This window comes from Actinomycetota bacterium (genome assembly GCA_014360645.1).
In the GTDB taxonomy this organism is placed as follows: Bacteria; Actinomycetota; Geothermincolia; order Geothermincolales; family RBG-13-55-18; genus Solincola_B.
The window spans coordinates 78,240-104,682 of sequence record JACIXD010000004.1 but is presented as its reverse complement, the minus strand read 5'-3'; the positions used below and the strand labels follow the sequence as shown (position 1 = coordinate 104,682).

Below are 26,443 nucleotides of genomic sequence, written 5' to 3'. Positions count from 1 at the left end.
GTCGAATACGATGCCTTTATTGTGGGTTTCGCAAGCGTTAGACAATATTCGCCCACATGTTTTCCGCTTCTTGGGGAGTATGCATGCTCAACGATCTCGGTGGAGGGGACGACCCAGAACTTGTCCATTTCCTCGCTGTAAAAAATGAGCAAGTAATCCTTTCTGGCCTCGACCTTCTAGGCGGGAAACCCGGCGATGCTTTCGGGTCGGCAGTTTCCTGACCGCGCTTTTATCTGTACATCGAGGTACCTGCCCCTGTCTTTGCGGATCACGCAATCGATTCCCCTTTCGTCCACAAGAGGCAGGTATACGTCGCAGCCCTCTTTCAGCAGTCTCGAGATCACGGCGAACTCCTGCCGCTTTCCAAACTTCAACCGACTTTCCATCGCTCAATCTCGGCTTCTCCGTTTTCTATTTCACCCATAATCATTAACTCCTCATAGAAATCTGTGGCACGTTTCAGACATCGGAAGGCCGGGTCCATAGCTTAGGGCTTGTGATAACGGAGGGGAGGTGAAAGGAACCAACCACAACCGTCGGCCGGTACATCCCCGGTAGGACATCATACATGGGGTCAGCCCCGGACATGGGACATCTTTGGCTCCCTGTTCTGTGTTTTCTGCACCCTGCGGCATCTACCCATGCTCTTCGATCAACCTATTCCGCGCTGTAAAAGCGGGAGTCTCCCAGGCCATCGGGGTCAAGTGCCTCCTTTATCTTTCTCTGCCAGGAGGGGTAGTCCCAGGTAGAGGGACCGAAGAACCGGTCCCGTTCCATGGCGTCGAGCATAAAGGCCCCCAGCCCCACCCCGAAGTTCATCTCCCGCATCATACGGCAGGCCTCCAATGAGTATTCGCGCGCCCCATCGCGGTGTTTCGGGTTACGGTGGTCGAAGAGGAAGAGCTCTTCCTGGTGCCCGTATAGCCCGGTGGCCTCGTAGATGCCTCCCCAGGCGTTGTCGGCGAGGTCGTCGAAGAGCTTCCCTTTTTCGATGAAAGCCCGCTTCAGCTCCGCCCCCGCGCGGGACTGGTTGACGCAGTTATCGAAGGCCGAGCAGGTCCCGAAGGAGGTGCCCATCATCCCTCCCATACGGAAGGAGAGCGGGGGGAGGGCGCCGCGAACCAGCCCCCACCAGACTGCCCCGCCCAGCCCGGCCGCAAGCCCGAGGTCCAGGAGCAGGCCCCCGCACCTTTCTGCCAGCTCCCGCGCCACCTTTTCCTGGTATTCCAGCTCGCCGGGGGAGTGGGAGGCGAGCATGAACTGAAAGACGTGCTCGGCGGCCATTAAGGCGCCCTTAAGGTAGGGCGCGGAGGATATTTTCTTGAGCAGGCGGGGCATGAAGATGGAGATGATGAGGCCCAAGGCGTTTTTGCAGAGGAGGAAGCCGATCTCCGCGTCGGCTACCCCGTAGGCGAAATCGGCATAAGACTCGAAGGATGGAAAGAGGCACATGTAGACCCTGAAGTTCTCCGGTATGCACGTCTCCAGGTCCAGCAGGGTGCCGCGAACCTCGGGGCACGGATCGCCCGGCCAGGGATAGAGCTTCACGGCGCATTTGGTAAACACTCCCAGGGCACTGCGTGCGCCGAATAGACCTCGCATGACGCCCCGCAAGGAGGGCCCGGGGCCGTCCCCGCAGAACCAGCCGCTGCCGCTTCCCGCGCTGCCGAGCTGCAGCACCTGCCCGTCCGGGAGCACCCACTCCGCCCCGAGGACGTTGCGGCAGTTATATCCAGTGCTCAGGCCTGTCCAACCCGTGCCGTCCATGGAGGTGCAGCTCGCCAGGGGGGAGGTCCCGCAACCGGCTCCGATGATGTGCAGGTTGAGGCCGCGCTTCATCGCCTCCGCTTGAAGCTGGGCGCAGATAACATAGGGCTCCACCACCGCCACCATGTTCCTCTCATCGATGTCGATGATGCGGTCCATGCGGCGCAGGTCGATCTGCACCACCCCTTCGCCCCCGGGACCACCGTGCGCTCCCCATCCCGTGGAGAAGGCCTTGAACCTTAGGCCGAGCTCACGGCAGGCGCGCAGCACCGCTTGGACCTCCTCGGTGGAGGAGGGGAGGACCACCGCCACCGGGCGGGATATCCACGGGCATGTCGGATCCAGGTTGCCGAAGCTCTGGAAGGCATAGCCGTCCAGCACCGCCGGATTAACGGAGACGTATTCCGGCCCCACGACAGCCTCAAGCCTTTTCATTATTTCTTCCGCGCGCATGTTCATCGCATGGGGTCACATCTTCGATCTTCGATCCTGGCGACCTGTCACAGCTTCTCGGGACGGGATCGCACCAAGTTTGCACCAGCCCACTCCATATTACTCCAGATGACGCTAAGAATGGGGTCACATCTTCGATCTTCGACCCAGGCGACCTATCGTAGCTTCTTAAAACAGGTCAGCACCATGATTGTGCCGGACGACTTTATCAAAGTCCCGATGGCCTATAACTCGTCCATATCCTCGCCCCGATGAGCGAAGGCCCCTGAGAATTCCGAATGTCGAAGCAGCGAACCCTTGAACGCCAAGAACTAGATCGAGCTGAGAGCTTGACGGAAAACGAAGATACGACCGCCGGTTTTCTCCGCATCGAAGATCGAAGACGTGACCCTACAGGTGAAGCTACGACCCCCAACAAATTGATAGAATAACCGTGATTCATTCGGGATCGATCAGGAGGGGGTAGCGGACATGAAGCTGGAATTACTTACCAGGGAGCCCAAGGGCGAGGCACGCCCGACGCCGGTCCTCTTCATCCACGGGGCCTGGCACGGGGCCTGGTGCTGGGAGGAGACCTTCCTGCCCTATTTCTCCCATCACGGGTACGTCTGCCATGCCGTGAGCCTGCGCGGCCACGGCAACAGCGAAGGGCATGAGCGCCTGTTCTGGGCGCGGATCGGGGACTATGTGAACGACGTCGCCTGGGTGGTAGGGGAGATGAGAACGCCCCCCGTCCTGGTGGGTCACTCCATGGGCGGGCACGTGGTCCAGAAATATCTCGAGACGCACGATGCGCCGGCCGCCGTCCTGCTGGCGCCCGTGCCCAGGAAGGGCATCGCCGGGTTCGTGATGCGGGTCGCCCGCCGGCACCCGGCGCTTTTTCTCAAGTTCCTGGCCACGCTCAAACCCTATCAAGCCGTCTCCACCCCCGAGCTGGTGAGGGAGATGTTCTTCTCCCCGGATGTCGAGGAGGAAAAGGTGGCGCGGTGCCATGCAAGGCTTCAGAACGAGTCGTTCCTCTCCGTGCTGGACATGCTGTTGCTCGACCTTCCGCATCCGAAGCGGGTAAAAAAGACGCCCATGCTGCTGCTCGCCGCCGAGGGAGACAACATCTTCACCGTCGCGGAAGAGGAGGACACGGCGTCCGCTTACGGGCTGCGCGCGGAGGTATTCCCGCGCATAGCCCACGACATGATGCTGGAAAGAGGCTGGAAGGACGTCGCCGACAGGATACTGGACTGGCTACGCGATCATGACCTGTGAAGCGAGCAATTATTGGGGTCAGATCTTCGATCTACGATCCGTTTTCGCTTACGGGGGCTTCGAACTTTGGCCCGCGTAACATGTGCTCGCGCAACTGAGCGGAGAAGCCCGTTTCGCCCCGGCAGCGCGCCTGAACTCGCACGGGCAAACCCTCGTTGAAGATCGAAGATATGACCCCAATCACTCCCGGCCCGCATGCTCCAGGTAGGAAGCGAAGAACTCGCCGGCGGGAAGGGGGATGCGCAATTCGGCCGATGGGGTGAGGACGGTGGGGTGGGGGTTTATCTCCACCAGGCGGGCGCCGGCGTCCAGGGCCGCGCGCGGCACCATGGCCGCGGGATACACCAGCGAGGATGTGCCCAGTGCGAGGAGGAGGTCGCAGCGCGAGGCCAGCTCCAGCGCCTCGTCCAGCACACCGGGCGGCAGGCTTTCGCCGAAGAAGACGACGTCGGGGCGGGTCCTGCCACCGCAAGCCGCACAGGGGGGCGCGTAGCGGCGCAGGGCGCCGAGGAGGTCCCGGCGGGTGGCGCGGGGGCGCCTCAGTCGTTCCACCACCTCTTCCAGTATTTCCCTCGCGACCCCGTAGGTGGCGCGGCAGCGCAGGCAGCGCAGACGGTAGGCGCTGCCGTGGAGCTCCAGCACCCTGCCGCTGCCGGCCAGGGTATGCAGGCCGTCGATGTTCTGGGTGACCACCCCCAGCAGCAGTCCTTCCTTCTCCAGTGCCGCCAGGGCTCTATGGCAGGGGTTGGGCTCCGCCTCCGCCAGGGCGGAGACGACCCCGGCGGCGAAGCCGGCCAGCCTGCGGCGGCGCAGGAGAAAGACCATGGCCAGGCCGGGCAGGTTCCCGTAGATGGCGGGGGGATACTCCTCCCAGAGCCCTCCGCTGCCGCGGAAGGTGGGGATGCCGCTCTCCTCCGAGACCCCGGCCCCGGTGAATGCCAGGGCGGACCGGGAGGCGCGCAGGAGCTCATCGAAAGCCTGCAGGAATCTTTCCATGCGGTCTTCGATCCTCACCGGCCATCACAACTCCTTGGAACGGATTCGCAATCATTTTACTAGACTGCCTGGCGGCCGTACGACTTGCCGGCGGCGCGGCGGCGCAGGCAAGGAAAAAGAGGCGGGGGTGCACAGCCCCCGCTCGCGCGGGCCGATCCGGATGAGGTCAGTGGCGCCTCTCCAGCAGCTCGTCCAGGCGGAGGGGAGCGGGACGGCTCGTGGCCTCCACCAGGGTGACGGCCCCCTGGGGGCAGGCGGCACGGCAGGCTCCGCAGCCCATGCAGGCTTCCCGATCCAGGACGGGGGGTCGGCGCTTGCCGCCGGGGGTGAGGGCTTCGAAGAGACAGGCCTCGACGCACTTGCGGCAGCCGTTACAGGCATCGGAAAACGAGGGCTCCAGCCCGGAGTGGCCGTAGAAGGGCACGCCGTGGAAGCGGTGCGACTTCAGCGCCACGCAGCAGCACGGGCAGCAGTTGCAGATGGCGTAGAAGCGGCCCCGGGTCACGTTCTTGAAGAAGGCGGCGTGCAGGCAGCCGGCCTCGTCCGTCTGGCGCAGTATCTTCACCGCTTCCTCCGCCGTGACCCTCCGGCAGAACTCGGGCTGGTGGTCGAGGATATAGCTGACGTAGGGCTCCCCGATGACCAGGCACACCTCATCGGGCTGGCAGTGATTGGGAGAGGTCATGCGGCATACGCACTTGCATGCCAGGATGGCGTCGGGGTTCTCCAGCACGATGTCTCTACACATGCTGAAGGGGATCACCTTCTCCAGGTCGCGCAGCTCGATTTCCTCGGAGACGGTTACCAGTTTCTGGGCCTCCTCCAGGGGCACCAGCTTGCCGTGGTAGGTTTCGGCGTAGTGCCTCCTTACGTGGCCCGGTATGCGGTGGGCGAAGCCCGTGGCCCACCTGCCAATGCGGATGTACTGCAGGGTGTGGCCGAAGTAGAACAGGCCGTGCAGCCAGAGGTCGGGCCGGTGCCACCCCACCGACCTGATGTAGGCGCGCGTGGAGGGCTTCATGCGTGAGACGACCAAGGCCCCCGCTCCCGCCGCGGCCAGCGCCGACAGGCCTGCCAGCTTTTTCGCGTTTGTCATCATCTCCCTCCCTATCCCGGTTACCCCTCCCGGGCGACAGCCGCGGACGGGAAGCTCGCGCCCGCATGTCAAGATTAACGCTTTCGGAGAGGAAAGCGAAGGTGCAAGGGACGCGGTCCGATGATGTGACAAGCGACAAGCGATCAGCGAGCCCTGCGTACATTCAGCAAGGAAAGTGAAGGCGCAAGGAACACGGTCCGGCCCCGACGCTTCTAGGGGCGGAAAAACAGGTGCGCTTCCCGCTCGCTAGGCGCGTCAGCCGGCGCAAGTTCTCGACGGAGCTCGCTGGCGGGGAAGGGCCCTCCCTCAGGGGAGCACTCCGCGCCGGTACTTTCTCGAGACCTGCCAGGCGGACTTGAGCATGCCGGGCGCCTGCCCCGCGATCAGCGAGAACATATTCCTGGGCGGCCGCCGGTGATCGGGGGCCGGCACCATGGTCACCGCCTTCGCCTTGGCGCACGTCACCGCGCACAGCCCGCAGCCGATACAGCGCTCCGGCAGGCGGCGGTGCTCCTTGGCCTTGGTGTCCACGGTGAGGGCTGCGATGGGACAGGCCTTGGCGCATTTGCCGCAGAAGGTGCACCGCGAGGCGTCGACGGAAGGGATGAAATGGGGCGGGGCGATGACGCTCGGGCAGGCGAACTCCGTCACCAGCCGGAAGCTGTAGCAGCAGCAGGCGCAGCAGGAACAGGAGGCCTGCCCCTTCCCGTCCTGGATGTTTATCACCCAGCTCACCAGCCCGTTCGCGGCGGCCTCGGCCTTTATCTCCAGTGCGTCCTTGCGGCTCACTTCCCGGTACCAGCCGTCGTTCACCCGTTTATCCACCCATTCTCCCATCACCAGGCAGTTGGAGATGGGCTTACCGCAGCCCTTTCCCAGCACCTGCGCCGACATGCGGCATTGGCAGTTGGTGACCGCGAACCTGTCGTAGCGCTCCATGATCGTCTCGAGCTTGTCGTAAGGCATCGCCGACTGGATGGCCTGGATGGTCTCGCTCAGCGGCACCACCCGCGACGAGTCCATCTTGTAGGCCCGCTGGTAATCGAGCATCCAGCCGGTCATGAAGAGGTCCTCCCAGAGCACGATGAAACGCTTGTGCCAGTCGCTCAGGTTCTCCGGGTCGTGCCCCATGAGGGTCTCCTCGAAGATCTGGCCCAGGATGCGCTTCAACCGGTAGCGCCTCCTGGCCCCGCTTCCGCTGCTCCCTATGGACCTCTTCTCCGTCTCCAGGCGGTGCAGGATGCCCTCCACCTCGGCCACCGGCCTTCCCTCGGCCCTGGCCAGCTCGGCGCAGCTCCTTCCCCGGAAGGGATGCAGGTGGCGGACCAGAGAGGCTTCCTCCTCCGTCCACAGGTGCTGGACGAAGGCCAGCAGTTCGTCGCATAGTGGCGGGTTGGAGAGCAGGGGGCTGGAGAGCGCCTGGGCGGCGTCGAGGTATACCTTGGGGACCTGCGGGTAGTCGCCGGGCAGCCTGGGCACGACCCGGTAGGGTTTGGGGTCGGTGGGGCGGATGACGCCCTCCTCGACGACCACGTATCGTCTGCCCCTGGCCTCTTCTTCCGGTGCCATGTTTCCCTCCTTATCCCGGCTTCCGTCGATGTGGCACCTCGGAAGCCGCGCGGCTTGCCGGCGGCGCGCGCTGCCCCGCGCCGCCACGTGTATCGCTGGAATGGGGTCACATCTTCGATCTTCGACCCAGGCGACCTATCGTAGCTTCTTAAAACAGGTCAGCACCATGATTGTGCCGGACGACTTTATCAAAGTCCCGATGGCCTATAACTCGTCCATATCCTCGCCCCGATGAGCGAAGGCCCCTGAGAATTCCGAATGTCGAAGCAGCGAACCCTTGAACGCCAAGAACTAGATCGAGCTGAGAGCTTGACGGAAAACGAAGATACGACCGCCGGTTTTCCCCACACGAAGATCTGACCCCACTCACCGCTTCATCAGCGCGAAGACGCCCCAGCCCAGGTATTCACGCGTGTAGGCGGCGTAGCGCTCGGGTTCCGTGTCCAGTTTGGCTCGAACCTCTTTCGCGAACTCGTCGTCGGGATTGGCTTCAGGCCATCGGCGCATGGTGAGCCATTGGGCCGCCTCGTATCTGTCCCAGCTGTCCTGGTCCGCCAGGACCATCTCCACGACGTCGTAGTCGAGGCGGCCGAAAGACGCGAGAAGTCCCGGAAGGGTGAGAAAGTCGGAGATCGAGCCGGCATCACACTCTCTGGCGACATCTTCCGTGGGCGGTAACTGGCGCCAGTAGGGCTCGCCGATGAGGATGATCCCTCCGGAGCGAAGGCTCTGCGCCAGGAGCTCGATGGTGCCGGCCACTCCCCCGGCGATCCACGTGGCGCCGAGACAGGCTGCCACATCGACCTTTTCCGCGGAGACGTAGCCTGCGGCATCGTCATGGATGAACTTGACCCGATCGGCGACACCGAGCTCTTCCGCGCGGAGCCTCGCTTGCTCGGTGAACAACCGGCTCATGTCGATGCCGGTTCCGACGACTCCGTGATCGCGGGCCCAGGTGCACAGCATCTCTCCCGAACCGCTGCCGAGGTCGAGCACTCGGGTCCCCCTTTCCAGGCGCAGCGCCGCGCCGAGGGTGGCGAGCTTTTCGGGCGTGAACGGGTTATGGATGCGGTGAGCGCTTTCGGCGATCTCGAAGATCCGTGGAATATCCAATGCGGAAAACCTCCTTGCTGCGGAAACGGATAGAAACGTTCTCTACATGACTTCTTGCGGGTGTGTCAGCGGCATCCTGCAGCCACAAGGGCCAGGACGACGATGGATTCAAAAGCTCATAGCATCTCTTTTCATTCGCACAACCGGTTCTTTTTCGTCGGCTCTCATCCTAACACATCAGGAGGACCTTTAACTCGGGAAAAAGGTGGTGGCGTAGAGCATTGAAACTGATAAAGAGCGGGGGCACAGCTTCATTCTTCGAGAACCGAGAGCTTCCCGCGCGCGAGTGTGGCCAAAGGTTCCTATAAAGAGATCACGTTTTCAGCTTCAAGGGGGGTCGCCTTACCTCGATGCTGGGCAAACCCTCCGGGGCATGCACGCATATCATTTTTATTCGGCAGTACTTGTCAAGACACGAGGTTTGAAGGGGGTCAGGTTCGAAGCCTCCGACCTTGCAGACAAGGCCGCAACTGCAATGGAAGCCGCGATCCCTCACGGGATCGGAGCTATAGGCCCCGACCGGTGCCGGTGGTGGGCGAGAGATGTCCCATGTCCGGGGCTGACCCCATGGCCTTGAAGGCCAGGCAGGCGTTGTGTCCGCCGAATCCGAAGGAGTTGCTCAGCGCCGCTCCCACCTCCACCTCGCGCGCCTCGCCGGGTACGTAATCGAGGTCACATTCCGGGTCCGGCGTCTCCAGGTTGATGGTGGGAGGGATCACCCCCTCGTGCAGGACCAGCGCCGTGGCGATGGCCTCCACGCCGCCAGCCGCTCCCAGCAGATGCCCGGTCATGGACTTGGTGGAGGAGACCGGGACCGAGTAGGCATGTTCCCCCAGCGCTTTCTTGATGGCCAGGGTCTCGCTGCGGTCGTTGTAGGGAGTGGAGGTGCCGTGGGCGTTGATATAGCCTATATCTCCGGGATCCAGGCCCGCGGAGCGCATGGCTTCCTGCATGCACCGGGCCGCGCCTCGCGATTCCGGGTCCGGGGCGGTGATATGGTGGGCATCGCAGCTCATGCCGAAGCCCGCCAGCTCGCAGTAGATCCTCGCCCCTCTGGCCAGGGCTCCCTCCAGGCTCTCCAGCACCAGCAACCCCGCTCCCTCGGCGATGACGAAGCCGTCGCGGTGGGCATCAAAAGGCCTGCTGGCCTTCTCCGGTTCCTGGTTGCGCGTGGAAAGGGCGCGCATGGAGCAGAAACCGGCGACGGAGAGCGGCGTGATGCTGGCCTCGGATCCTCCCGCCAGGCACAGGTCGGCCGTTCCGCCGGCGATGAGCTGGAAAGCCATGCCGATGGCGTGGGCCCCGGCGGCACAGGCGGTGACCGTGCATAGGTTGGGTCCCGTGAATCCCAGCATGATGGCGAGGATTCCCGCCGCCATGTTGGGGATGATCATGGGTATGGTGAAGGGGCTTACCCGCGCGTGCCCGCGCTCCATCAGCACCCGGTGTTGGCTTTCCAAGGTGGACATGCCCCCGATTCCCGAGCCCACGATGATGGCCGCACGCGAGGGCTCCACTCCCGCGCACTCCAGCTCCTTCCCCGCCGTGAGTCCCGCGTCCTCCAGGGCGAGGCGTGCGCCGGCCACCGCGAAGTGACAGAAGCGGTCCATGCGCTGGGCCGCCCTGGCGTCCATGTATTCGTTCATCTCGAGGGAGGACACCTCGCCGGCGATACGGCTGGGTAGCCCGTCGGGATCGAAGGAGGAGATGGGCGCTATGCCCGAACGCCCCTCCTTGAGGGCTGCCCAGAAAGCCTCCGTTCCTATGCCCAGCGAGGTGACCGGTCCCAGTCCGGTTATCACCACCCTGCGTCTCATCTTCCTTCCCTTCTCTCGGATACCCCTCCCCTCACCGGGCAGGGATACGTCTCACCTTCTTCCACGCGCTCGCCAAAGACCCGTGCTCCCGCGATATCGCCCTCACCGCGCTGGAATGCGCCTCACCTTCTCTCCCTTCACTCCGTTGTCCCGTCGTTGTCCCAACCTCCCACGGGCCGGGAAGACGGGGACGCATTTCGACCCCGTCCCGTACTCTTCCATCCCGGCGGAGGGCCGTACGCGAGAGGTCCGTGGGAGAGCGGCGGGCGGCGGGGACATCCCGCGCCGCCGAGCCGCTCGCCCGCCTGCTGGGGATGACCTCAGTCCCGCGCGGATACGTTATCCAGGATCAGGCGCACCACGTCTCCCACCGTGCTCACGGCGCCGATCTGCTCGTCGAAGAGCTCGATGCCGTACTCCTCCTCCACCAGCATGGAAAGCTCCACCAGGTCGAGGGAGTCCACCTCGAGGTCCTCTTTCAGGCGCGTGTCCCAGGCGATCTCTTCCGCGGGTACGGCCTGCCTTCCCGCGAGCATCTCCCTTACCCTCCGGAACACCTCTTTTTCGTCCATCTTTCCACCTCCCTGCTATGAGCTTGCCGGGCTCGATCCGGACCCGGCCGCCATCGTCTCGTCCCTTTCCTGCAGCGGTCTCGTCCGCGTCATGTCCGTCCCATGCGTCTTCGCCCGGTCATCTCTTTGGCCGCTCGCCGGGACCGGTGCGTTTCATCCGGGATACATCCGTCCCGTGCGCTCTCGCCCGTGCCCCGTCCGCACCCGTCGAGAGGGATTTATCCCACCGGCCGGATACGCCGATTCCGGGGATCTCGCCGGAGCCATGGATCTCGAGCGGCGGACGCATCCCTTTCTCCCGATCGCCTTTGTCATCCGCCGCTCTCGACGGAACGCTCTCCGGGTGCCTTTCATGCCCCGGTGCCGTTTTCATCCGTCACCGTCCCCGGCAGGAGGCCTGGCGAGTGCGCCGCCATGGGGGGGCGGGGCAGCTCCGCAAAAGGGAGGGAGCGGGATCTACGGCTCTTCCCCACTTTCCTCGCCGCCCGCGCTGCCGGTCCGCATGGGGGCCGGGCACACGTCTTGCTCTGCCGCTCTCACCTCCTTTCGAAAAATGCCAGCAGGCCCCCGATCACCTCGCGCTGTCGCCGGCGGGGCACCACCATGTCCACCAGCCCTCTCTCCAGGAGGGACTCGGCGCGGGAGAAATCAGGGCGCGGCTTGATGCCCAGCGTCTGCTCCACCACCCTGGGTCCGCTGAAGCATATGAGCGCTCCGGGTTCCGCCAGGATCACGTCCGCCGCGGTGGCGAAGCTCGCCGCCACGCCCCCAGAGGTGGGATCGCAGAGCAGGGATATGAAGGGCAGGCGCGCCTCGGACAGTTGGGCGAGGGCGAACATGACCCGGGCCATCTGCAGCAGTGCCGGGGTCCCCTCCTGGACACGCGCTCCGCCGGAACAGGCCACGGCCAGAAGGGGATATCCGCGCTCCACGCTGCGTGCGCAGGCGCGCCGGAAGAGCTCGCCCACCGCAATCCCCATGGAGCCCCCGAAGACGGAGAAGTCCATGAGAGCGGCAACGCAGGGTTTTCCCAGCACCGCGGCCTCCCCGAAGAGCATGGCTTCCCCGGTAAGGGAGAGGGCCTCCCGCAGATACGCTCCCTCCTGGAAAGATATGGGATCAGAGGTGCGGACCTCGTCTGTGTCGGCGAGGAAGGACCCCGGGTCGAAGAGATAGGCCACGCGATCGCCCACGCCCATGCGGTGGTGGTAGCCGCAGTGCGGGCAGACCCCCAAAGCCGTTTCCAGAACCGCGCGTTCCACCTCCAGGCCGCACCCGCCGCACCTCGTCCATAATCCGCGGGCACGCTCGCGCAGGGATGCCGTCCCGGCCCCCCGACCCCTTTCCGCCATGCCGTGGCCCAGCCGTCTCAACCCAGCATCCCTCCGTCGATGCAGATCACCTGCCCGGTGAGGTAGGAGGCGCTGTCGGAGGCCAGGAAGGCTACGACGGCGGCGACCTCTTCGGGCCTGCCGGCCCTCTGCATGGGTATCGCCTTGAGGATGAGGTCCAGGCTCTCCCGCGGCAGGTCCTCGGTCATCTCCGTGACGATCAGGCCCGGGGCGACGGCGTTGACGGTGATGCCGCGTCCGGCCACCTCCTGCGCCAGGCTGCGCGTCAACCCTATGAGCCCTGCCTTGGAGGCGCAGTAGTTCGCCTGTCCCCTGACCCCCCTGAGCCCCGCCACGGAGGAGATGTTGATGATCCGTCCCCACCGTCTGCGCAGCATGGACCTCAACGCGGCGCGGGTGCAGTAGAAGGCTCCCCGCAGGTTGGTCCCCATGACCTCCTCCCAGCTCTCGTCTCCCATGCTGACGGCGAGCCCGTCCCTGCGTACCCCGGCGTTGTTGACCAGGATATCCACCCCTACCCACGCTTCCCTGATCTGACCGAACATCTTATCCACCTGCGAGGGGTCGCCGACATCCGCTTTCAGCAGCATGCCTTCCGCCCCCTTCGCGCGCAGCAGCTCGAGGCATTCCTCGGCCGCGACGTCGTTGCCATGGTAATTTATGGCTATCCGGCCATGCTCCTCCGCGAGGGCGAGGGCGACGGCGCGGCCGATGCCGCGCGAGCCGCCCGTCACCAGGACCGTTCTCTCCCGCACGCTCATACCTTCTCCCTCCCCGTCCCGGTCGCCGTTCCTCGGTGCCAGCGCAGCAGCACCCCTCCCCAGGTCATGCCCGCCCCGAAAGCCGCCAGCACCACCAGGTCTCCCTCCCCGATGAGGCCGGCATGCAGGGCCTCCTCCAGCGCGATGGGGATGGAGGCGGAGGAGGTGTTGCCGTAACGGTGGATGTTGGTGAAGAAGATGTCCGGCGGGCAGCCGAGCCTTTCGGCGGAGGCGTTGAGGATGCGCAGGTTTGCCTGGTGGGGTATGACGAGGGCTATGTCGTCCATCCTCACCCCGGCGGCGGCGCAGAGCTCCCGCACCGTGGCGCACAGCTTGTTGACCGCGAACCGGAACACTTCTCTGCCGTCCATGCGGATGAAGGGGTAAGCGTCCCCCCAGCTACGCGGGATATCGGGCAGGGGAGGGGGGAGCGAGGAAACCTCGCGCAGGAGGCCGCCCATCAGGGAGGCCATCATACGTGCGCCGCCTCCCTCGGCGCGGATGAGCCGGTCCCCTCCACCCTGAGCGTCCAGGGAGGAGGCGATGATGCCCTCGCCGGCGGGACAGGGAGCCAGCAGCGCCGCCCCCGCCCCGTCCCCGAAGATCACGCAGGTGGACCTGTCCCTCCAGTCCACGATGCGCGTGAGGGTCTCCGTGCCCACCACCAGGGCGCGAGACGCCAGCCCTCCCCGCATGAGTTGTAAGGCGATGACCAGGGCGTAGACGAATCCCGAACACCCGGCGTTGATGTCCAGGGCCGGCCCTCGAGAACCCAGTTCCCGCTGCAGCGTGCAGGCGAGGGAGGGCACCAGGCGGTCAGGGGTGGCGGTGGCCACGACGATGAGGTCCACGTCCCCCCCGTCCAGACCGGACCGCTCGAGCGCCATGCGGCATGCCTCCAGGGAGAGGGAGATGTTGTCCTCCTCCGGATCCGCCACCCGGCGCTCCTCGATCCCCGTGCGCGACAGTATCCAGGCGTGGCTGGTATCCAGGAATCCCTCCAGGTCCCGGTTGTGGAGGGAGTGGCGGGGTATGCCCTTGCCGCAGGCCGCGATGGTTATTCCGTCCATGTCCTCACCCTTCTTCCATCTCCCGGCTCAACATCCTCACGCGCATGACCGCCTGCCCTTCATGCACCGTATCACCGTCCTTGACCAGCACTTCCTCCACCAGGAGCGGGCCGTCGGCCCTCACTTCGTTCAGGTGTTTCATCGCCTCGATACAGAAGAGCACCTCCCTCTCCTTCCTGGTCTCGCCCGCGGGAGCGTACGGCGCTTGGCCGGGAAGGGGCGTGAGACGCAGGATCCCGGCCATGGGGGCGCGGACCACCGTCGTATCCCCTTGCTCCCCGGGCGGCGGTTTCTCCAGGGAGCCGCGCCGCAGCCGGATGACGCGGTCCCCGTCCAGGATCTCCAGCTCCAGGATGCCCTCCCGGGCCATGAACTCTCCCACGCCTTCCAGGAAGTCCATGGCTCAGGCCACTCCCGATCCGGCCGCGATCCCCGCCCCGTCCCCGCCCCACTCCGGGCCCTTATCCGCGGGCGAAGGATACCCCGCGGCGGAAAGACCGGCCCGCCGAAAACGCGTGGCGAGCCCCCGGCTCTTTCTCGTCCTCGATGGCTTCGCCCCACCGGTCAAGACCGCCATGTTCGCCCGTCACCTCTCACGCTTTCCGCGCGGACCGTTTATCCGGCAGGGGGCCGGCCGGCCCATCGCCGGCCGCCTTCTCGAGGGTGGAGAGGTCGTATCTCCCGCGCCGGAAGGCGGTGCTTTCCAGGAGGGAGCGCAGTTCGGGCAGGTTGGTGCGCAGGCCGTCGGCCTCCGTCTCTTCGAGCGCCCGCTGCATGCGGCGCACGTTCATCTCCCGCGTGGGCGACCAGGAGCAGATCTTCGCCAGCATGCCGTCATACCTCGCCGAGGCGGCGAGCGCCCCCGCCGGCGGCGCATCCACGCGGATGCCGTTTCCGCCCGGCAGGTCCAGTCGGCACGCTCCCGCGCCCCGGGGGTGACCGTAGACCCTCGACTCCATGGCGTGGCCCCTGGGAATGGGGATGTTTTCCAGTTCCTCGCCGCAGGCGATGCGCACCTGTTCGCGCACCAGGTCCATGCCGCAGAGCATCTCGGTGACGGTGTGCTCGACCTGCAGGCGGGGATTGACCTCCAGGAAAAAGAACTCCTCCCCGCGCACCAGGAACTCCACCGTGGCTATCCCCACCAGCCCGCACGCCCCGGCCAGGCCTTCCGCTCCGTCTCGCAGCGCTTTCTCGAGATGTTCCGGGCAGGAGGGGGCGGGGCTCTCCTCGACCCATTTCTGGTGACGGCGCTGTATGGAACATTCCCGCAGGGGGAAGGAGATGACGTTGCCCCGCGCGTCGCGCGCCACCTGGACCTCGAGGTGGCGGGCGCCGACGAGGTAGCGCTCGACGTAAATACCGCCGTCGCGGAAACCGGTGGCCGACTCCTTGCGCGCCTGGCGCCAGGCCTCTTCCACGTCCTCGGGGCGGTGTACGACGCGGATTCCCTTCCCGCCGCCTCCCATCACCGGCTTGAGGACCACGGGACATGAAGCCATCTCCATCATCCTTGCGACCTCCTCCTCGCCGTGCGCCACCCCCATGAGCAGGGTTGGCAGGCCTACCTCGGACGCAAGCCTGCAGGCACTGGCCTTGTCCCCGAGGCTCCGCAGGGTTTCGGGCGAGGGACCGATGAAGGCGAGGCCCATCTCCAGGCACAGGCGGGCGAAAGTGGCGTCCTCGGAGAGAAAGCCGTACCCCGGGTGCACCGCGTCCGTTCCCGCCGCCACCGCCGCGTTGATGATGCGGTAGGGGTTGAGGTAACTGTGGGCGGGGTCATCGCTGCCGATACAGAGCATCTTCACCGCGTGGGGCATGGAAAAGCGGGCGTCCGACTCGGAGCATATCAGAACCCCCTCCACGTCCATCTCCCTGAGGGTGCGCAGGATGCGCAGGGCGACTTCGCCCCGATTGGCTATGAGCACGCGCCTGAACAACGGGTTCTCCTCTCACTCTGGAAGGCATCGGCCGCGCCCCCCACACTCGCTTCGGCGGAGTCCCGAGATGCGGCCTTCCTCCGGACCGCGGCGGACCCGGATCCCGGTAGGGCGTGATCCATCCCTCTATCCACTCGTGACCTCCGCCGCGCGCACGAAGAGCACATGGGGGTGATCGACGCTGCCCATGCGGCTGAGGACGTCTCCCGGCCCCACTTCCACCTGGCGCTCGGTGCCGTTTTCCACCAGTCTGCTCTGGACCTCGAGCCAGCGCACCGGGGAAGTGATGCCGCTCGAGAGACATTCCGCCACCTCCGACGCGGTGCGTACCCGCTCTCCCGTGAAGGCGGAGAAGAAGGTGAGCGAGGGATCGCGCAGGGGCATGGTTTCCAGGCACCTCGCCACCACTTCACGCGCTCTCGCCATGGCCGGGGTATGAAAGGCTCCGCTGACCTTCAGGGGTACGGAGCGGATCCCCCGCGCACGCAGCCTTGCCGCCGTGTTCCGCAGGTCATCCGGGTCGCCCGCCAGGACCACCTGGGTTGCGCTGTTGAGGTTGGCGAAGGCCACGCGGCCTTCCTCCCCAGACTCCTCGAGGAGCTCTCGCGCCGCTTCCCATCCCACACCCACCAGGGCGAGCATCCCCCCGGGCGTCTCGCGCGAGCACTCCAGCATGGCCTTGCCCCGACGCCAAACCAACCGCAGGCAGTCCTCCACGCTCATGCAGCCTGCGGCGCAGGCGGCGCAGTATTCGCCCAGGCTGTGGCCGGCCACGGCATGGGGTTTCTCCCCCCGTCGGCGGAGCAGCTCCAGCCATGCGAGGGAGGTGGCGGCCACGCCGATCTGGCAATAATCGGTACGGGACAGCAGCAGCGGGTCTCCCTTGTCGCACAGCTCCACCAGATCGGAGCCGCATATCTCGTTCGCGAGCACGAAGACCTCCCTGGCCCCGTCTCCCGCCCCGAGGACCTCGCCCGCCATGCCGGGTCGCTGGCTTCCCTGCCCGGGAAACACGAAGGCGGTGCGCATCTCAGGTCACCTCCCAGAGCGCCAGAGGTGTGCCGAAGCCTACCAGGGAGTGTCTCTCCGCAAGCTCCAGGAGCAACCTTCCCCTGCGCGAGGGGATGACCTCCTCGTCGCCGAGGAGAGTATGCACCGTTCCCGCGGAGGGAGCGCGGTTATCCCCTCCGGGAACGTTGCCCCGATCCGAGGGGCACCAGGTCCCCACGGCCGGAGAGCGCAGGAGCAGACAGCGCCTGCTTTCCCCCCCGGATGATGGCAGGGGCCGTTCCCCATCTGCACGGAGACCATGTCGGCTCTCCCGGTCCTGCCCGAGGGGAGATGGATCGCCGGGCAGGAGCCTCATCTCCAGGCGGCAGGACGGCTCCTGCAGGACGGCCTCCACCAGCCGGCAGCGCATGAGACCGGCGACCACGCCCTGCATTTGGTCAACCATCCGGTCCGTATCTTTCGTCACCTTCCTCAACCCCCTCTTTTTCTTGGTCCATTTCCCGTGTCTCGTCATCTCTAGATCGCGTCGGCGGGTCGTTCACGGCCGGCTGCCTGCCGGTGTTCGCCCGCGGCCGATCTCGCCCGCCGCCTCGAGGTGGAAGGACAGGCGTAGGTAGCGCTCTCTTCTCCGCGTGAGAAGAGAGGAAGTGGGGAGCGCGGCGATGGCGCGCAGATGTTCCAGGACCGCCTCCGCCAGATTGCCGGCAGCCAGCGAAGGGCAGAGGTGGGCTCCCCCGGGGCCTTCGGGCACGATGGCATCCACAAGGTCGAGTTCCAGCATGTCCCGCGAGGTCAGCCGCAGCGCCCGGGCCGCTTCCGGAGCCTTCCCCGCGTCCTTCCACAGGATGGAAGCGCAACCCTCCGGACTGATGACCGAAAAGGTGGCGTGCTCCATCATCAGCACGACGTCGCCGATGCCCAGCGCCAGTGCCCCCCCGCTCCCTCCTTCCCCGATAAGCGCGACGACCACCGGGGTCCTGAGGGAGGCGAGGACGGCGAGGTTGGCGGATATGGCCCAGGCCTGACCGCCCTCTTCGGCCTCCGGACCGGGAAACGCGCCCGGTGTATCCACGAGGCAGAGCACGGGCAGGGAGAGCTTCTCCGCCAGCCTGAAGAGCCTTCGCGCTTTCCCGAAGCCGCGGGGTCCCGGCATGCCGAGGTTGCAGCGCTTCCTTTCCGCGGCGCTCCGTCCCTTGTGATGTCCGGCCACGGCGATGCGCTCGCCGCCCATCGTCGCCAGGCCGGTGATCACCGCCGGGTCATCGGTGCCGGTACGGTCACCCCTGATCTCGAAGAAGTAATCGCATGCCAGGGCGATGAGATCGGCCGCCATAGGCCTCGCGGGATGGCGAGAGAGAACGACCTCCTTCCAGGCCTCCATGATCCGCAGACCTCCCGATGTCCGATGTCTCCACGCGCTTGCGCAGGCCAGAACGCGCGGGTGACGAGCATGCCAAATTATGGTATCTTTGGTATGCAATGATATCGATACCCTGCTGGCGCCGGTAGGACCATATTGACGGCGCGCCGCTCTCCCGGCTCTCAACCATCAGCAACATCCGAGCGTGAGATTGGTTACATGCATTTTGGAAATTACTAACAAGTAATGTTGGAGGGGCGTCGTAGGACGGCGCGGGATGATCGACATGCCGCTGCGAGTATCGGGGAAGCTTCCGCCCCGTGCGGGGAGATTGCGGCGCGGCTCCGCCCCATCGTGCTCCCGGCCCGGGCGGCACGGCGCGAGAATGCCTTTTGAGCGGAGGGGCGCCGTTCTGTTATCATATAGGAGGTTCGGTCGGTTATTCTGTTCGGTTTCGGGAGCGGCGTGCCGCACGGAGGCATGCCGGTTGCAGGGGTTTTCGCCGGCACAAGAGACAAGGAGGGAGAGATGGGTGACGTCTACGCCGAAAAGCCGTGGTTGAAGAACTACGACGACCACGTGCCGCCGTCGCTGGAGTACGAGAACAAGACCTTCGCGGAGAAGTTCCGGGAGATCGTCGAGAAGTACCCGGACAAGACGGCCATCATCTACATGGAGAACCACATCACCTACCGCCAGCTGGACGCGTATGCCAACCAGCTCGCCGCCTATCTCATCAAGATCGGCGTCAAGCCCGGCGAGGTGGTGGGGCTGTGCATGCCCAACATCCCTGCGCACTATATCAGCATTATCGCGGTGCAGAAGGCGGGCGCGGCCTCCACCGGGCTGAGCCCGCTGCTCACCCCCCACGAGATGGAGCACCAGATCAACGACGCCAAGGTAAAGGTGGTCATCACCGTGGACCTGCTCTTCGGCAGCGTGGCGGCGGTGGCGGACAAGACCGGGCTCACCACCGTCATCTATTCCGAGATCGCCGACTTCCTGCCGGGGATCAAGGAGAAGCTGGCCAAGGCGTACCTCCGGCAGACCGCCCTCGGAAAGCTCCTCAAGAAGGTCAAGAAACTGAACGAGAAACTCAGCTCCATACCCAGCGTGGAGGTGCAGCCCCTCCCGGGCAAGACGGTGGTCCGCTTCGAGGATGCCATCAAGGGCATGCCCACGGAGCGCGTCGAGGTCAAGCGGAGCATGGACGACCTCATCTTCCTCATGTACACGGGAGGGACCACGGGTCCGTCCAAGGGGGCCATGCTCACCCAGCGCAGCTACATGTGCAACCGGCAGCAGACCCTCACCCACCTCGACCTGACGCCGGAGACGGTGGCGCTCTCCGCCTTCCCGCTCTTCCACATCGCGGGCCTGGCTCTGGGCGGCTTCTCCTTGACCAACGGCGCCACTCAGATCTGCGTGCCCAACCCCCGCGACACCCATTTCCTCATCGAGTGCATCAAGAAGTACAGGCCAAACATCATCGTCAACGTCCCCACCGTCTTCTTCGAGCTCATGAAGAACGAGGAGTTCAAGGCCCTCGATTTCAGCAACATCTGGTTCTGCCTCAGCGCGGCGGCGCCTTTCCCGCCCGAGAGCATCGGCGAGCTGGAGAGCGTGATCGGGGAGAACCGCTTCATCGAGCTCTACGGCATGACCGAGACCTCGCCGGTCACCTGCTGCAACCCGCGCTATGGCAAGAAGAAGCCGGCCTCCATCGGCATGCCCCTCCCCGACACCGAGTTCAAGCTCGTGGACCCCGGGACGGGAGAGGTGGTGCCCCAGGGAGAGACGGGGGAGATAGCGGTGCGCGGTCCGCAGCTCATGGACGGCTATTACGAGAAGCCGGAGGAGACGGCCAACGCCATCCGCGACGGCTGGATGTACACCGGCGACGTGGCCTATATGGACGAGGACGGCTATTTCTACATCGTGGACCGCGTGAAGGACATGGTGAACGTCTCCGGGTTCAAGGTATTCACGCGCGAGCTGGACGACGTGATCATGAAGCATCCGGACGTGGAACTGGCGGCCTCCTTCGGAATCCCCGACCCCGAGCGGCCGGGATCGGAGAGGGTCATGGCCGCCATCGTCCTCAAGCCGGGGGTGGAGAAGAGCGAGGAGGAAAAGGAGAAGATCATCTCCTACCTGCGCGAAAAAGTGGCCCCCTACAAGGTGCCCAAGAGGATCGAGTTCCTGGACCAGATGCCTACCAGCGGGGTGGGGAAGATCCTCAAGCGCGAGCTCAAGGAGATGATGAAAGACGTGAAGTAAGGCAGGGATACGCGGCGTCCCCCGGCCAGTGCCGGGGGACGTTTTTATGTGGGCTGAAGGAGCGGACGCCCCGCGTTTTTCCAGGGCCTCAGGGGTGCCGTAACGTGGAGACTCCGCCCGTTCCCGCGCCGCCGGGGCCGTTGCGTTCATCGCTGTGACCTTGCAGAGCTGCCGCCCAGGATAAAGGCGGCGCGATCAGTTCCTGCACAGCCGGGTTACGTTCATCGCCTTGACCACGCGGTGCTGCCGCTTGGAGGTGAGAACGGGGGAGGGCCGCAGCCTTCAGGCCGTTACGCGCACGGCGACCGTGGCGCGGGCTCCCGGAGCCGCGGCAGGTTACGATACGACCATTAAGCCTCTTGTTGATCTCATGGCGACCGTGGCGCGGGCTCCCGGGGCCGCGGCAGGGGCCCCGGTCGTCGCTAGACGATGTCCCGCAGGCGCTCCAGAGCCTGGAAGACGGCGGGGCACACCAGGTAGTTGGCTCCGATGTTGTCCAGGTTGTCGGCCGCCTCCGAGGCCAGAGACTGCGGGTACTCCCGGCAGCAGTCGGGACGGTCCTCGTAGAGGGTGCAGAGGTTCTTCTTGAGGAAAGGACACGGGCGGCGGTTGAGGCAGGTGTCGCCGTCCTCGTTCCTGCCCACGTACCTAGCCCGGAAATCCGCGCGGCTCATGCCCAGGCGGTCGGCGAGGCGTCCGATGTCCTCGTTCTGCAGCACCACGTAGGCCTCCTTGCAGCAGCGGGCGCAGCGCGTGCAGTCGAGCTCGGCCATGGCCCGGTTGAGGGCCCTCTTGAGTCTGCGGTCCAGCCTTCCCGAGGTGAGGTCCCTCTTCTTCAGCCACGCTATGAAGGCGTCGACCTCCTCCTCGCTGGCCGCCGCCAGCCTCATCATCCTCCTGATCTCCGCGTCCATCCTCCCCTCCCCGCCGGTTCAGGCCTCCGGACTCTTGATGATCAACCATATATTGCCATAACACGGTAGACATTATCGACACCTGGACCACTAAAGGATATTTCCTAGGCCCTCTCCGGTCAACCGCGAGTCCCCGCGGCCCGGGGCATGCTCCCCTGCCCCGGCGGGGAAGACGCATGGTATGGCCCGCCTCCCATCCCCATGAACGGCGGCGAAGCCGAACCCTCTCCGGCGGCCGGAAAACCCTCCAGGTACCGACCGGCCTCCCCGAACCCTGGGCTCTTTGCCGGCTCACGCTGCGGACATCGCGACATGCAACGGGAAGGAGAGGCGGCCTCACGTGAGATCGCCGTACCGGGTACACGGCGGGCCCTCTACACGCCCGATATACGCCCGGTATAAGTATTCTTCGCCGGGACTGTGGCGATATCCATGCGATGGCAGATCCCGAAGAGAGGAGCCGAGCCCTCGAGATGATAGTATATTCAGAGATGGTGGCATCTTCTCTGGGTCTAGGAGGTGGCTTTCGTGGCGAAGGTGCTCGTTACCGGCGCCGCCGGCTTCATCGGTTACCATGTCTCGCGCAGGCTCCTGGAGCGGGGAGACGAGGTGCGCGGGCTGCTCATGCCCGGAGAGGCCGACCGCGGGCTCGAGGCGGCGGGGATGGAGGTGGTGCGGGGAGACCTCACCGATCCCGCCAGCCTGAGGGGGATAGCGGACGGCTGCCGCAGGGCGATCCATTGCGCGAACCGTACTATCGACTGGGGCACGCGCAGGCAGTTCTATTCCATAGGCGTGGACGGCACGCGCAACCTCATGGAGGAATGCGCAGGAAAGGTGGAGCGGTTCGTCTTCCTCAGCTCCGTGGCCGCCTACGGGCTGGGCGTGCACATGAAGGACTTCGACGAATACATCCCCCTGGTCAAGACGGGCATCCATTACGGCGACGCCAAGGCCGAGGCGGAGCAGATGGTGGGTTCCTACGCGGCCAGGGGCGCCTTTGATGCCACGGTCATCCGCCCCACCAACGTCACCGGCCCGGGGAGCGTATGGGTGAAGGAGGTCCTGGACGTCATGCACAGGGGCCCCCTGCCGCTCGTGGACGGCGGTAGGTGGAGCGCGAGCCTTGTCTTCGTGGAGAACCTGGTGGACGGGATCCTCGCGGCCATGGATTCCGAAGCGGCAAGGGGGCGCACCTACAACCTGCGTGACGCTTATCGGGTCACCTGGGGGGAATACCTGCGGTGGCTGGGATCCCTGGTGGGAAAGAGGCCCCGGGGGTCCCTTCCCTTTGGCCTCGCCTGGAGGTTGGGTTGGGCGGTGCAGACCGCCTTCCTGCCCTTCGGCGTCCGCCCTCCCATCACCGTCCAGGCGGTGGGGATAATGGGACGTGACCTCGATACCAGCACTCGCCGCGCCAGGGAGGAGCTGGGCTGGAGGACCAGGGTAACCTGGGAGGAGGCAAGATCTGCCATCGCGGATTGGGTGCGCGAGGAGTACCGGCCTCCGAGATGAAGGCGGGAGTGAAACGCGGGGGAGGGTAGGATGCAGAACGCCTGGAAGGCGAGTTGTTTCGGCCGGGTGCCGGGAATAAAGGCCTCCGATATGAGAGCGGAGAGGGAGAGAAAGGGGAGATGGCGATGGCTGGGGTGCACGGCGGGCATATCGTAGCGGAATATCTCAAGGAGGTCGAGGGCGTCGACACCGTCTTCGCCCTCTCGGGAGGGCATATAGCGCCCATCTTCGACGGCTGCCTGGACCACGGCATACGCCTCATAGACGTGCGACACGAGCAGGCGGCGGTGATGATGGCCCACGCCTGGTCCATCTTCACCGGCAGGCCGGGGGTGTGCCTGGTCACCGCCGGCCCCGGGTTCACCAACTCCCTCACCGGCGTGGTCAACGCCTACCTGGAGAACGTCCCGGTGGTGGTGTTGAGCGGCATGGTCCCCCTGCGGGACCTGGACAGGGGGGCGCTGCAGGATATGGACCAGCAGGGGATGGTCAAGCCGGTGGTCAAGTGGGCGGCCCGCTGCCACCAGGTTGAGCGCATCCCCGAGTACCTGGAGATGGCCTTTCGCAACGCCGTTTCCGGAAGGCCCGGCCCGGTCTTTCTGGAGTTCGCCACCGAGTCCCTCTACCTCACCATGGAGGAGTCCGAGGTGAAGTACCCCGCCGCGGGGGCGCGCAAGCACCGCGTGCTCCCCGAGGAGGACGAACTGGCCCGGGCGCTGGAGCTCCTCAACGCGGCGGAGAGACCCCTCTTCATCGGGGGGAGCGGCATCGCCCACAGCCGCTGCGCGGACGAGGTGCGGGAGCTGGTGGAAAGGGCTTCCATCCCCACCCTCCTCTTCGACAACGGCCGCGGCGCCATACCTGACGAGCATCCTCTCTCCCTCTGGGACGGCGGCCTCATGGGAATGCTGGCGGCTACCTCCATGGCCGACGTGGTGCTGGCCGTGGGCATCCGGCTCAACTGGGTGCTCAATTACGGCGATACCCTGGCCAACGCCAGGGTCATCCGCGTGGACATCGATCCCGCGGAGGTGGACCGCAACCGCAGGGCAGACATAGCCTTGGTGGGGGACGCCGGGGCGGTCATCCGGCGGCTGGCCCGCGGCATAGAGCAGAGAGACCGCTCGGGATGGCTGGCGACCCTAAATAGCACCTTTGCCACCCTCACGGAGGGCGAGAGGCAGGCGAGGGAGACCCCCGCGGATCCCATCCATCCCTTCCGTCTCATGCAGGTGATAAGGGAGGCTACCGGGGACGACGCCATCTTCGTCGTCGACGGCGGCGACACGGTCTATTTCGGGCTCATGGGCTTGCGGGCAAAGGAGATGTCCGGGGTCATCGGCAGCGGCACCCTGTTCGGATGCCTGGGCACCGGCGTGCCCTTCGCCATCGGCGCCAAGGCCGCCCGGCCGGAAAAGCAGGTGGTGCTGGTCACCGGCGACGGCTCCTTCGGCCTCAACGCCATGGAGATGGAGACCTCCTGCCGACACGGGCTTCCCATCCTTGCGGTCATCTGCAACGACCAGGCCTGGGGGATGGTCAAGCACCACCAGGAGCTCTGCTACGACGAGGGCCGCGTGTGCGGGACGGAGCTGGGAGTGGTGCGTTACGAGAGGATCGTCGAGGCCTTGGGGGGATACGGCGAGATGGTGGAGAGGGAGGCGGAGATCCTGCCCGCCCTGCGCAGGGCGCTGGAACACGGCGGGCCGGCTTGCGTCAACGTGCTCACCGACCCCAAAGTGATGAGCCCCGCCACCCTCATGTTCGCCGAGGGCTTCAATTTCTGAGCTCCCGCGGGCGATCATGCGCGGTCATGGGGTGCTCGTGGCATGGCGCTGGCCTGGCCGGTGTCCGTGCCCGCGCTCAGGCGAGGGGGGCGGTGAAGAAGAAGGCGGCGCCCTCCCCGGGTCGTGATTCCACCCACACCCGTCCGCCCCAGGCGGTGACGGCGCGCTTGACGGTGGAGAGCCCTATGCCCAGTCCCGGCGAACCCGATACCGAGTAGTGGCGGAAAGGCTCGAAGATCTTCTCCTGCAGGTCCAGGGGGACGCCGATGCCGTTGTCCTGCACGCAGAAGACCGCCTTGTCCCCCTGGGTCTCCGCGGAAACCCTCACGCAGGGGTCGTCGCATTCGCCCATGTGCCGGATGGCGTTGCCGATGAGGTTGAAGAGCACCTGGCGCAACTTGACGCCGTCCACCCTCACCGCGGGGAGGTGGTCTCCGCTCTCGACGCGCACGCGTCTTTCCCGGCGGTGTTCCTCGAGGTCCATGAGCACCTCCATGAGCACCTCCTCGGCGTCGGCGCGGCATTCCTCAAGCATTGTGTGTCCCGCCTGGGCGTACTGCAGGAGGGAGTTGATGAGGTCGCTCATGCGCTGCGCTCCGCGGGCGATGGCCTCTAGGCACTCCCTCTCCGCCTCCGCCCTGCCCTCGGCGTCCGCCTCCAGGGCCGCCTTGGCGTAGCCCTCCACGATGGCCACGGGAGTGAGCAGGTCGTGGGAGATGGTGTGGGCAAAGGCCTCCAGCTCCTCGTTGCGCTGCTGCAGCTCCTTTTCCATGCGCTTGCGCGCGCTGATGTCGCGGATGAAGGCCACCAGTCTCTTGGGCTCGCCCGCCGCGTCCCTGATCAGGGCGGCGTTTAGCTCCGCGGCGAAATCGCTCCCGTCCCTGCGGATCCCCGTGAGCTCCACGTTGTGCACCGTCCCCTCCGAGATCACCCTTTTCCAGGCCTCGATGGCCTTGTCGTGGTCGCGGGGGTGTATGAAGATGAAGGCGTTCTTGCCCAGGACCTCGTCCTCGTCCTCGTACCCGTTCATCTTCAGGGCATAGGGCGAGACGTAGATCAGCCTTCCCTGCAGATCGGAGATGGTCACCGCGTCCGGCGAGGTCAGGACCAGCGTCCTGTACATCTCCTCCGACTCTTTGAGCTCTGCCTCAGCGCGCAGGCGGTCGGTTATCTCGCGCGAGGTAATGACCATGCCACGCACCGAGGGGTTGTCGAACATGCCGATGCCCACGGATTCGAAATGCCTCCAGGAGCCGTCCTTGTGAAGGAAGCGGTAGAATGCCGGTTTCGTGGGCTCGCCGCTCTCGATGCCGCGGGTGAATATCTCATGGATCCTCTCCTGGTCCTCTGGGTGCACGAAATCGAAGCCGATCCTGCCCAGGAGCTCGTCCTGTTCATATCCCAGCAGGGGAGTGATGGAAGGGCTGCTGTAGGTTATTCTGCCCTCCGCGTCCAGCACCGCGATGAGGTCAAGGGTGTTCTCGACCAGCAGGCGGTAGAAATCCTCGCTGTGCGGCGCGGATGGTGCCTCGCATCCCCAGCCGCGGTCGGGATGGCAACCTACTGCCGCCCGTGTCTCCGCGTCTTTCTTCCCCTTCCCCTTGCAGCTCCCTTTCCTCACCCGGTACCTCCCATGCCGCTCCGAATGAGGCCTGTCGCCGTGTACGCCCTGACACTATTTTAACCTAATGGCGTATGCCCCGAACAGGTGCGGGAGCTCACGGGGTTAATGCGGGTTTTACTTCCTAAGCCTTTAAGCCTTTCGCTGAGTATGCCCTGGCACCATCTTCACCTGATCGCGTAGGAT

The 26,443-nt window shown here is 65.4% G+C and carries 22 protein-coding genes; 5 read left to right on the top strand and 17 right to left on the bottom strand.

The window, feature by feature from the left end:
- The first annotated feature begins 83 nt into the window (after window positions 1-83).
- Window positions 84-221, top strand: a complete 138-nt coding sequence (locus H5T74_04615; GenBank protein MBC7229662.1) for a hypothetical protein — start codon at window positions 84-86, stop codon at window positions 219-221.
- Between the two features lie 436 nt (window positions 222-657).
- Here the strand turns inward: H5T74_04615 and H5T74_04610 are convergent, their stop codons facing one another.
- Window positions 658-2,202: an FAD-binding oxidoreductase gene (locus H5T74_04610; GenBank protein MBC7229661.1), complete on the bottom strand. Its 1,545-nt coding sequence runs from the start codon at window positions 2,200-2,202 to the stop codon at window positions 658-660.
- Window positions 2,203-2,691: 489 nt separating this feature from the next.
- Between H5T74_04610 and H5T74_04605 the strand changes: the two genes are divergently transcribed.
- Complete coding sequence (locus H5T74_04605) at window positions 2,692-3,483, top strand: alpha/beta fold hydrolase (GenBank protein ID MBC7229660.1); 792 nt, start codon at window positions 2,692-2,694, stop codon at window positions 3,481-3,483.
- A gap of 180 nt (window positions 3,484-3,663) precedes the next feature.
- On the opposite strand, the gene H5T74_04600 is transcribed toward H5T74_04605, so the two are convergent.
- The 14 genes from H5T74_04600 to H5T74_04535 form a co-directional block, all read right to left on the bottom strand.
- The gene (locus tag H5T74_04600) at window positions 3,664-4,479 is read right to left on the bottom strand and encodes an NAD-dependent deacylase (GenBank protein ID MBC7229659.1); all 816 of its coding nucleotides are present in this window, start codon (window positions 4,477-4,479) and stop codon (window positions 3,664-3,666) included.
- Between the two features lie 166 nt (window positions 4,480-4,645).
- Window positions 4,646-5,578: a 4Fe-4S binding protein gene (locus H5T74_04595; protein ID MBC7229658.1), complete on the bottom strand. Its 933-nt coding sequence runs from the start codon at window positions 5,576-5,578 to the stop codon at window positions 4,646-4,648.
- A gap of 303 nt (window positions 5,579-5,881) precedes the next feature.
- Window positions 5,882-7,144: a 4Fe-4S binding protein gene (locus tag H5T74_04590; GenBank protein ID MBC7229657.1), complete on the bottom strand. Its 1,263-nt coding sequence runs from the start codon at window positions 7,142-7,144 to the stop codon at window positions 5,882-5,884.
- 366 nt (window positions 7,145-7,510) lie between these two features.
- The gene (locus H5T74_04585) at window positions 7,511-8,257 is read right to left on the bottom strand and encodes a class I SAM-dependent methyltransferase (protein MBC7229656.1); all 747 of its coding nucleotides are present in this window, start codon (window positions 8,255-8,257) and stop codon (window positions 7,511-7,513) included.
- 506 nt (window positions 8,258-8,763) lie between these two features.
- Window positions 8,764-10,074: a beta-ketoacyl-ACP synthase II gene (gene fabF / locus H5T74_04580; GenBank protein ID MBC7229655.1), complete on the bottom strand. Its 1,311-nt coding sequence runs from the start codon at window positions 10,072-10,074 to the stop codon at window positions 8,764-8,766.
- Window positions 10,075-10,394: 320 nt separating this feature from the next.
- Window positions 10,395-10,646, bottom strand: a complete 252-nt coding sequence (locus tag H5T74_04575; protein MBC7229654.1) for an acyl carrier protein — start codon at window positions 10,644-10,646, stop codon at window positions 10,395-10,397.
- A 536-nt stretch (window positions 10,647-11,182) separates the two neighbouring features.
- Window positions 11,183-12,019, bottom strand: a complete 837-nt coding sequence (locus H5T74_04570) for an acetyl-CoA carboxylase carboxyl transferase subunit beta (protein MBC7229653.1) — start codon at window positions 12,017-12,019, stop codon at window positions 11,183-11,185.
- Entirely contained in the window at window positions 12,016-12,759 is a 744-nt protein-coding gene (gene fabG, locus H5T74_04565; GenBank protein MBC7229652.1) for a 3-oxoacyl-[acyl-carrier-protein] reductase, read from the bottom strand. The genes H5T74_04570 and fabG overlap by 4 nt, the downstream gene beginning before the upstream one ends.
- Entirely contained in the window at window positions 12,756-13,829 is a 1,074-nt protein-coding gene (locus tag H5T74_04560) for a ketoacyl-ACP synthase III (GenBank protein ID MBC7229651.1), read from the bottom strand. The genes fabG and H5T74_04560 overlap by 4 nt, the downstream gene beginning before the upstream one ends.
- A 4-nt stretch (window positions 13,830-13,833) precedes the next feature.
- Complete coding sequence (locus H5T74_04555) at window positions 13,834-14,229, bottom strand: hypothetical protein (protein MBC7229650.1); 396 nt, start codon at window positions 14,227-14,229, stop codon at window positions 13,834-13,836.
- A 193-nt stretch (window positions 14,230-14,422) separates the two neighbouring features.
- The gene (locus H5T74_04550) at window positions 14,423-15,769 is read right to left on the bottom strand and encodes an ATP-grasp domain-containing protein (GenBank protein MBC7229649.1); all 1,347 of its coding nucleotides are present in this window, start codon (window positions 15,767-15,769) and stop codon (window positions 14,423-14,425) included.
- 126 nt (window positions 15,770-15,895) lie between these two features.
- A complete protein-coding gene (locus H5T74_04545; GenBank protein MBC7229648.1) occupies window positions 15,896-16,798 on the bottom strand; it encodes an ACP S-malonyltransferase in 903 nt (300 codons plus the stop codon).
- A gap of 1 nt (window position 16,799) precedes the next feature.
- Window positions 16,800-17,225, bottom strand: a complete 426-nt coding sequence (locus H5T74_04540) for a hypothetical protein (protein ID MBC7229647.1) — start codon at window positions 17,223-17,225, stop codon at window positions 16,800-16,802.
- Between the two features lie 93 nt (window positions 17,226-17,318).
- The gene (locus tag H5T74_04535; protein ID MBC7229646.1) at window positions 17,319-18,161 is read right to left on the bottom strand and encodes an acetyl-CoA carboxylase carboxyl transferase subunit alpha; all 843 of its coding nucleotides are present in this window, start codon (window positions 18,159-18,161) and stop codon (window positions 17,319-17,321) included.
- Window positions 18,162-18,668: 507 nt separating this feature from the next.
- Here H5T74_04535 and H5T74_04530 point away from each other — a divergent pair.
- The gene (locus H5T74_04530) at window positions 18,669-20,420 is read left to right on the top strand and encodes an AMP-binding protein (protein ID MBC7229645.1); all 1,752 of its coding nucleotides are present in this window, start codon (window positions 18,669-18,671) and stop codon (window positions 20,418-20,420) included.
- 422 nt (window positions 20,421-20,842) lie between these two features.
- Here H5T74_04530 and H5T74_04525 read toward each other — a convergent pair whose 3' ends face one another.
- Window positions 20,843-21,334, bottom strand: a complete 492-nt coding sequence (locus H5T74_04525) for a YkgJ family cysteine cluster protein (protein MBC7229644.1) — start codon at window positions 21,332-21,334, stop codon at window positions 20,843-20,845.
- Between the two features lie 528 nt (window positions 21,335-21,862).
- Between H5T74_04525 and H5T74_04520 the strand changes: the two genes are divergently transcribed.
- Window positions 21,863-22,849, top strand: a complete 987-nt coding sequence (locus tag H5T74_04520) for an NAD-dependent epimerase/dehydratase family protein (protein MBC7229643.1) — start codon at window positions 21,863-21,865, stop codon at window positions 22,847-22,849.
- A 125-nt stretch (window positions 22,850-22,974) separates the two neighbouring features.
- Window positions 22,975-24,636 (top strand): thiamine pyrophosphate-binding protein, encoded by a 1,662-nt coding sequence (locus H5T74_04515; GenBank protein ID MBC7229642.1) that lies wholly within the window; start codon window positions 22,975-22,977, stop codon window positions 24,634-24,636.
- Window positions 24,637-24,712: 76 nt separating this feature from the next.
- On the opposite strand, the gene H5T74_04510 is transcribed toward H5T74_04515, so the two are convergent.
- Window positions 24,713-26,257 carry a PAS domain-containing sensor histidine kinase gene (locus H5T74_04510; protein ID MBC7229641.1) on the bottom strand — a complete coding sequence of 515 codons (1,545 nt, stop codon included), beginning with the start codon at window positions 26,255-26,257 and terminating at the stop codon, window positions 24,713-24,715.
- Window positions 26,258-26,443: the final 186 nt, after the last annotated feature.

Excerpts from the sequence above, each read along its gene's own strand:
- H5T74_04525 (MBC7229644.1), bottom strand. The coding sequence starts at position 21,334 with ATGGACGCGGAGATCAGGAGGATGATGAGGCTGGCGGCGGCCAGCGAG.
- fabF (MBC7229655.1), bottom strand. The coding sequence starts at position 10,074 with ATGAGACGCAGGGTGGTGATAACCGGACTGGGACCGGTCACCTCGCTG.
- H5T74_04600 (MBC7229659.1), bottom strand. The coding sequence starts at position 4,479 with ATGGAAAGATTCCTGCAGGCTTTCGATGAGCTCCTGCGCGCCTCCCGG.
- H5T74_04535 (MBC7229646.1), bottom strand. The coding sequence starts at position 18,161 with ATGGAGGCCTGGAAGGAGGTCGTTCTCTCTCGCCATCCCGCGAGGCCT.
- H5T74_04540 (MBC7229647.1), bottom strand. The coding sequence starts at position 17,225 with ATGGTTGACCAAATGCAGGGCGTGGTCGCCGGTCTCATGCGCTGCCGG.
- H5T74_04545 (MBC7229648.1), bottom strand. The coding sequence starts at position 16,798 with ATGCGCACCGCCTTCGTGTTTCCCGGGCAGGGAAGCCAGCGACCCGGC.
- H5T74_04615 (MBC7229662.1), top strand. The coding sequence starts at position 84 with ATGCTCAACGATCTCGGTGGAGGGGACGACCCAGAACTTGTCCATTTC.
- H5T74_04515 (MBC7229642.1), top strand. The coding sequence starts at position 22,975 with ATGGCTGGGGTGCACGGCGGGCATATCGTAGCGGAATATCTCAAGGAG.
- H5T74_04560 (MBC7229651.1), bottom strand. The coding sequence starts at position 13,829 with ATGGACGGAATAACCATCGCGGCCTGCGGCAAGGGCATACCCCGCCAC.
- H5T74_04610 (MBC7229661.1), bottom strand. The coding sequence starts at position 2,202 with ATGAAAAGGCTTGAGGCTGTCGTGGGGCCGGAATACGTCTCCGTTAAT.
- H5T74_04605 (MBC7229660.1), top strand. The coding sequence starts at position 2,692 with ATGAAGCTGGAATTACTTACCAGGGAGCCCAAGGGCGAGGCACGCCCG.
- fabG (MBC7229652.1), bottom strand. The coding sequence starts at position 12,759 with ATGAGCGTGCGGGAGAGAACGGTCCTGGTGACGGGCGGCTCGCGCGGC.
- H5T74_04595 (MBC7229658.1), bottom strand. The coding sequence starts at position 5,578 with ATGATGACAAACGCGAAAAAGCTGGCAGGCCTGTCGGCGCTGGCCGCG.
- H5T74_04555 (MBC7229650.1), bottom strand. The coding sequence starts at position 14,229 with ATGGACTTCCTGGAAGGCGTGGGAGAGTTCATGGCCCGGGAGGGCATC.
- H5T74_04530 (MBC7229645.1), top strand. The coding sequence starts at position 18,669 with ATGGGTGACGTCTACGCCGAAAAGCCGTGGTTGAAGAACTACGACGAC.
- H5T74_04590 (MBC7229657.1), bottom strand. The coding sequence starts at position 7,144 with ATGGCACCGGAAGAAGAGGCCAGGGGCAGACGATACGTGGTCGTCGAG.
- H5T74_04575 (MBC7229654.1), bottom strand. The coding sequence starts at position 10,646 with ATGGACGAAAAAGAGGTGTTCCGGAGGGTAAGGGAGATGCTCGCGGGA.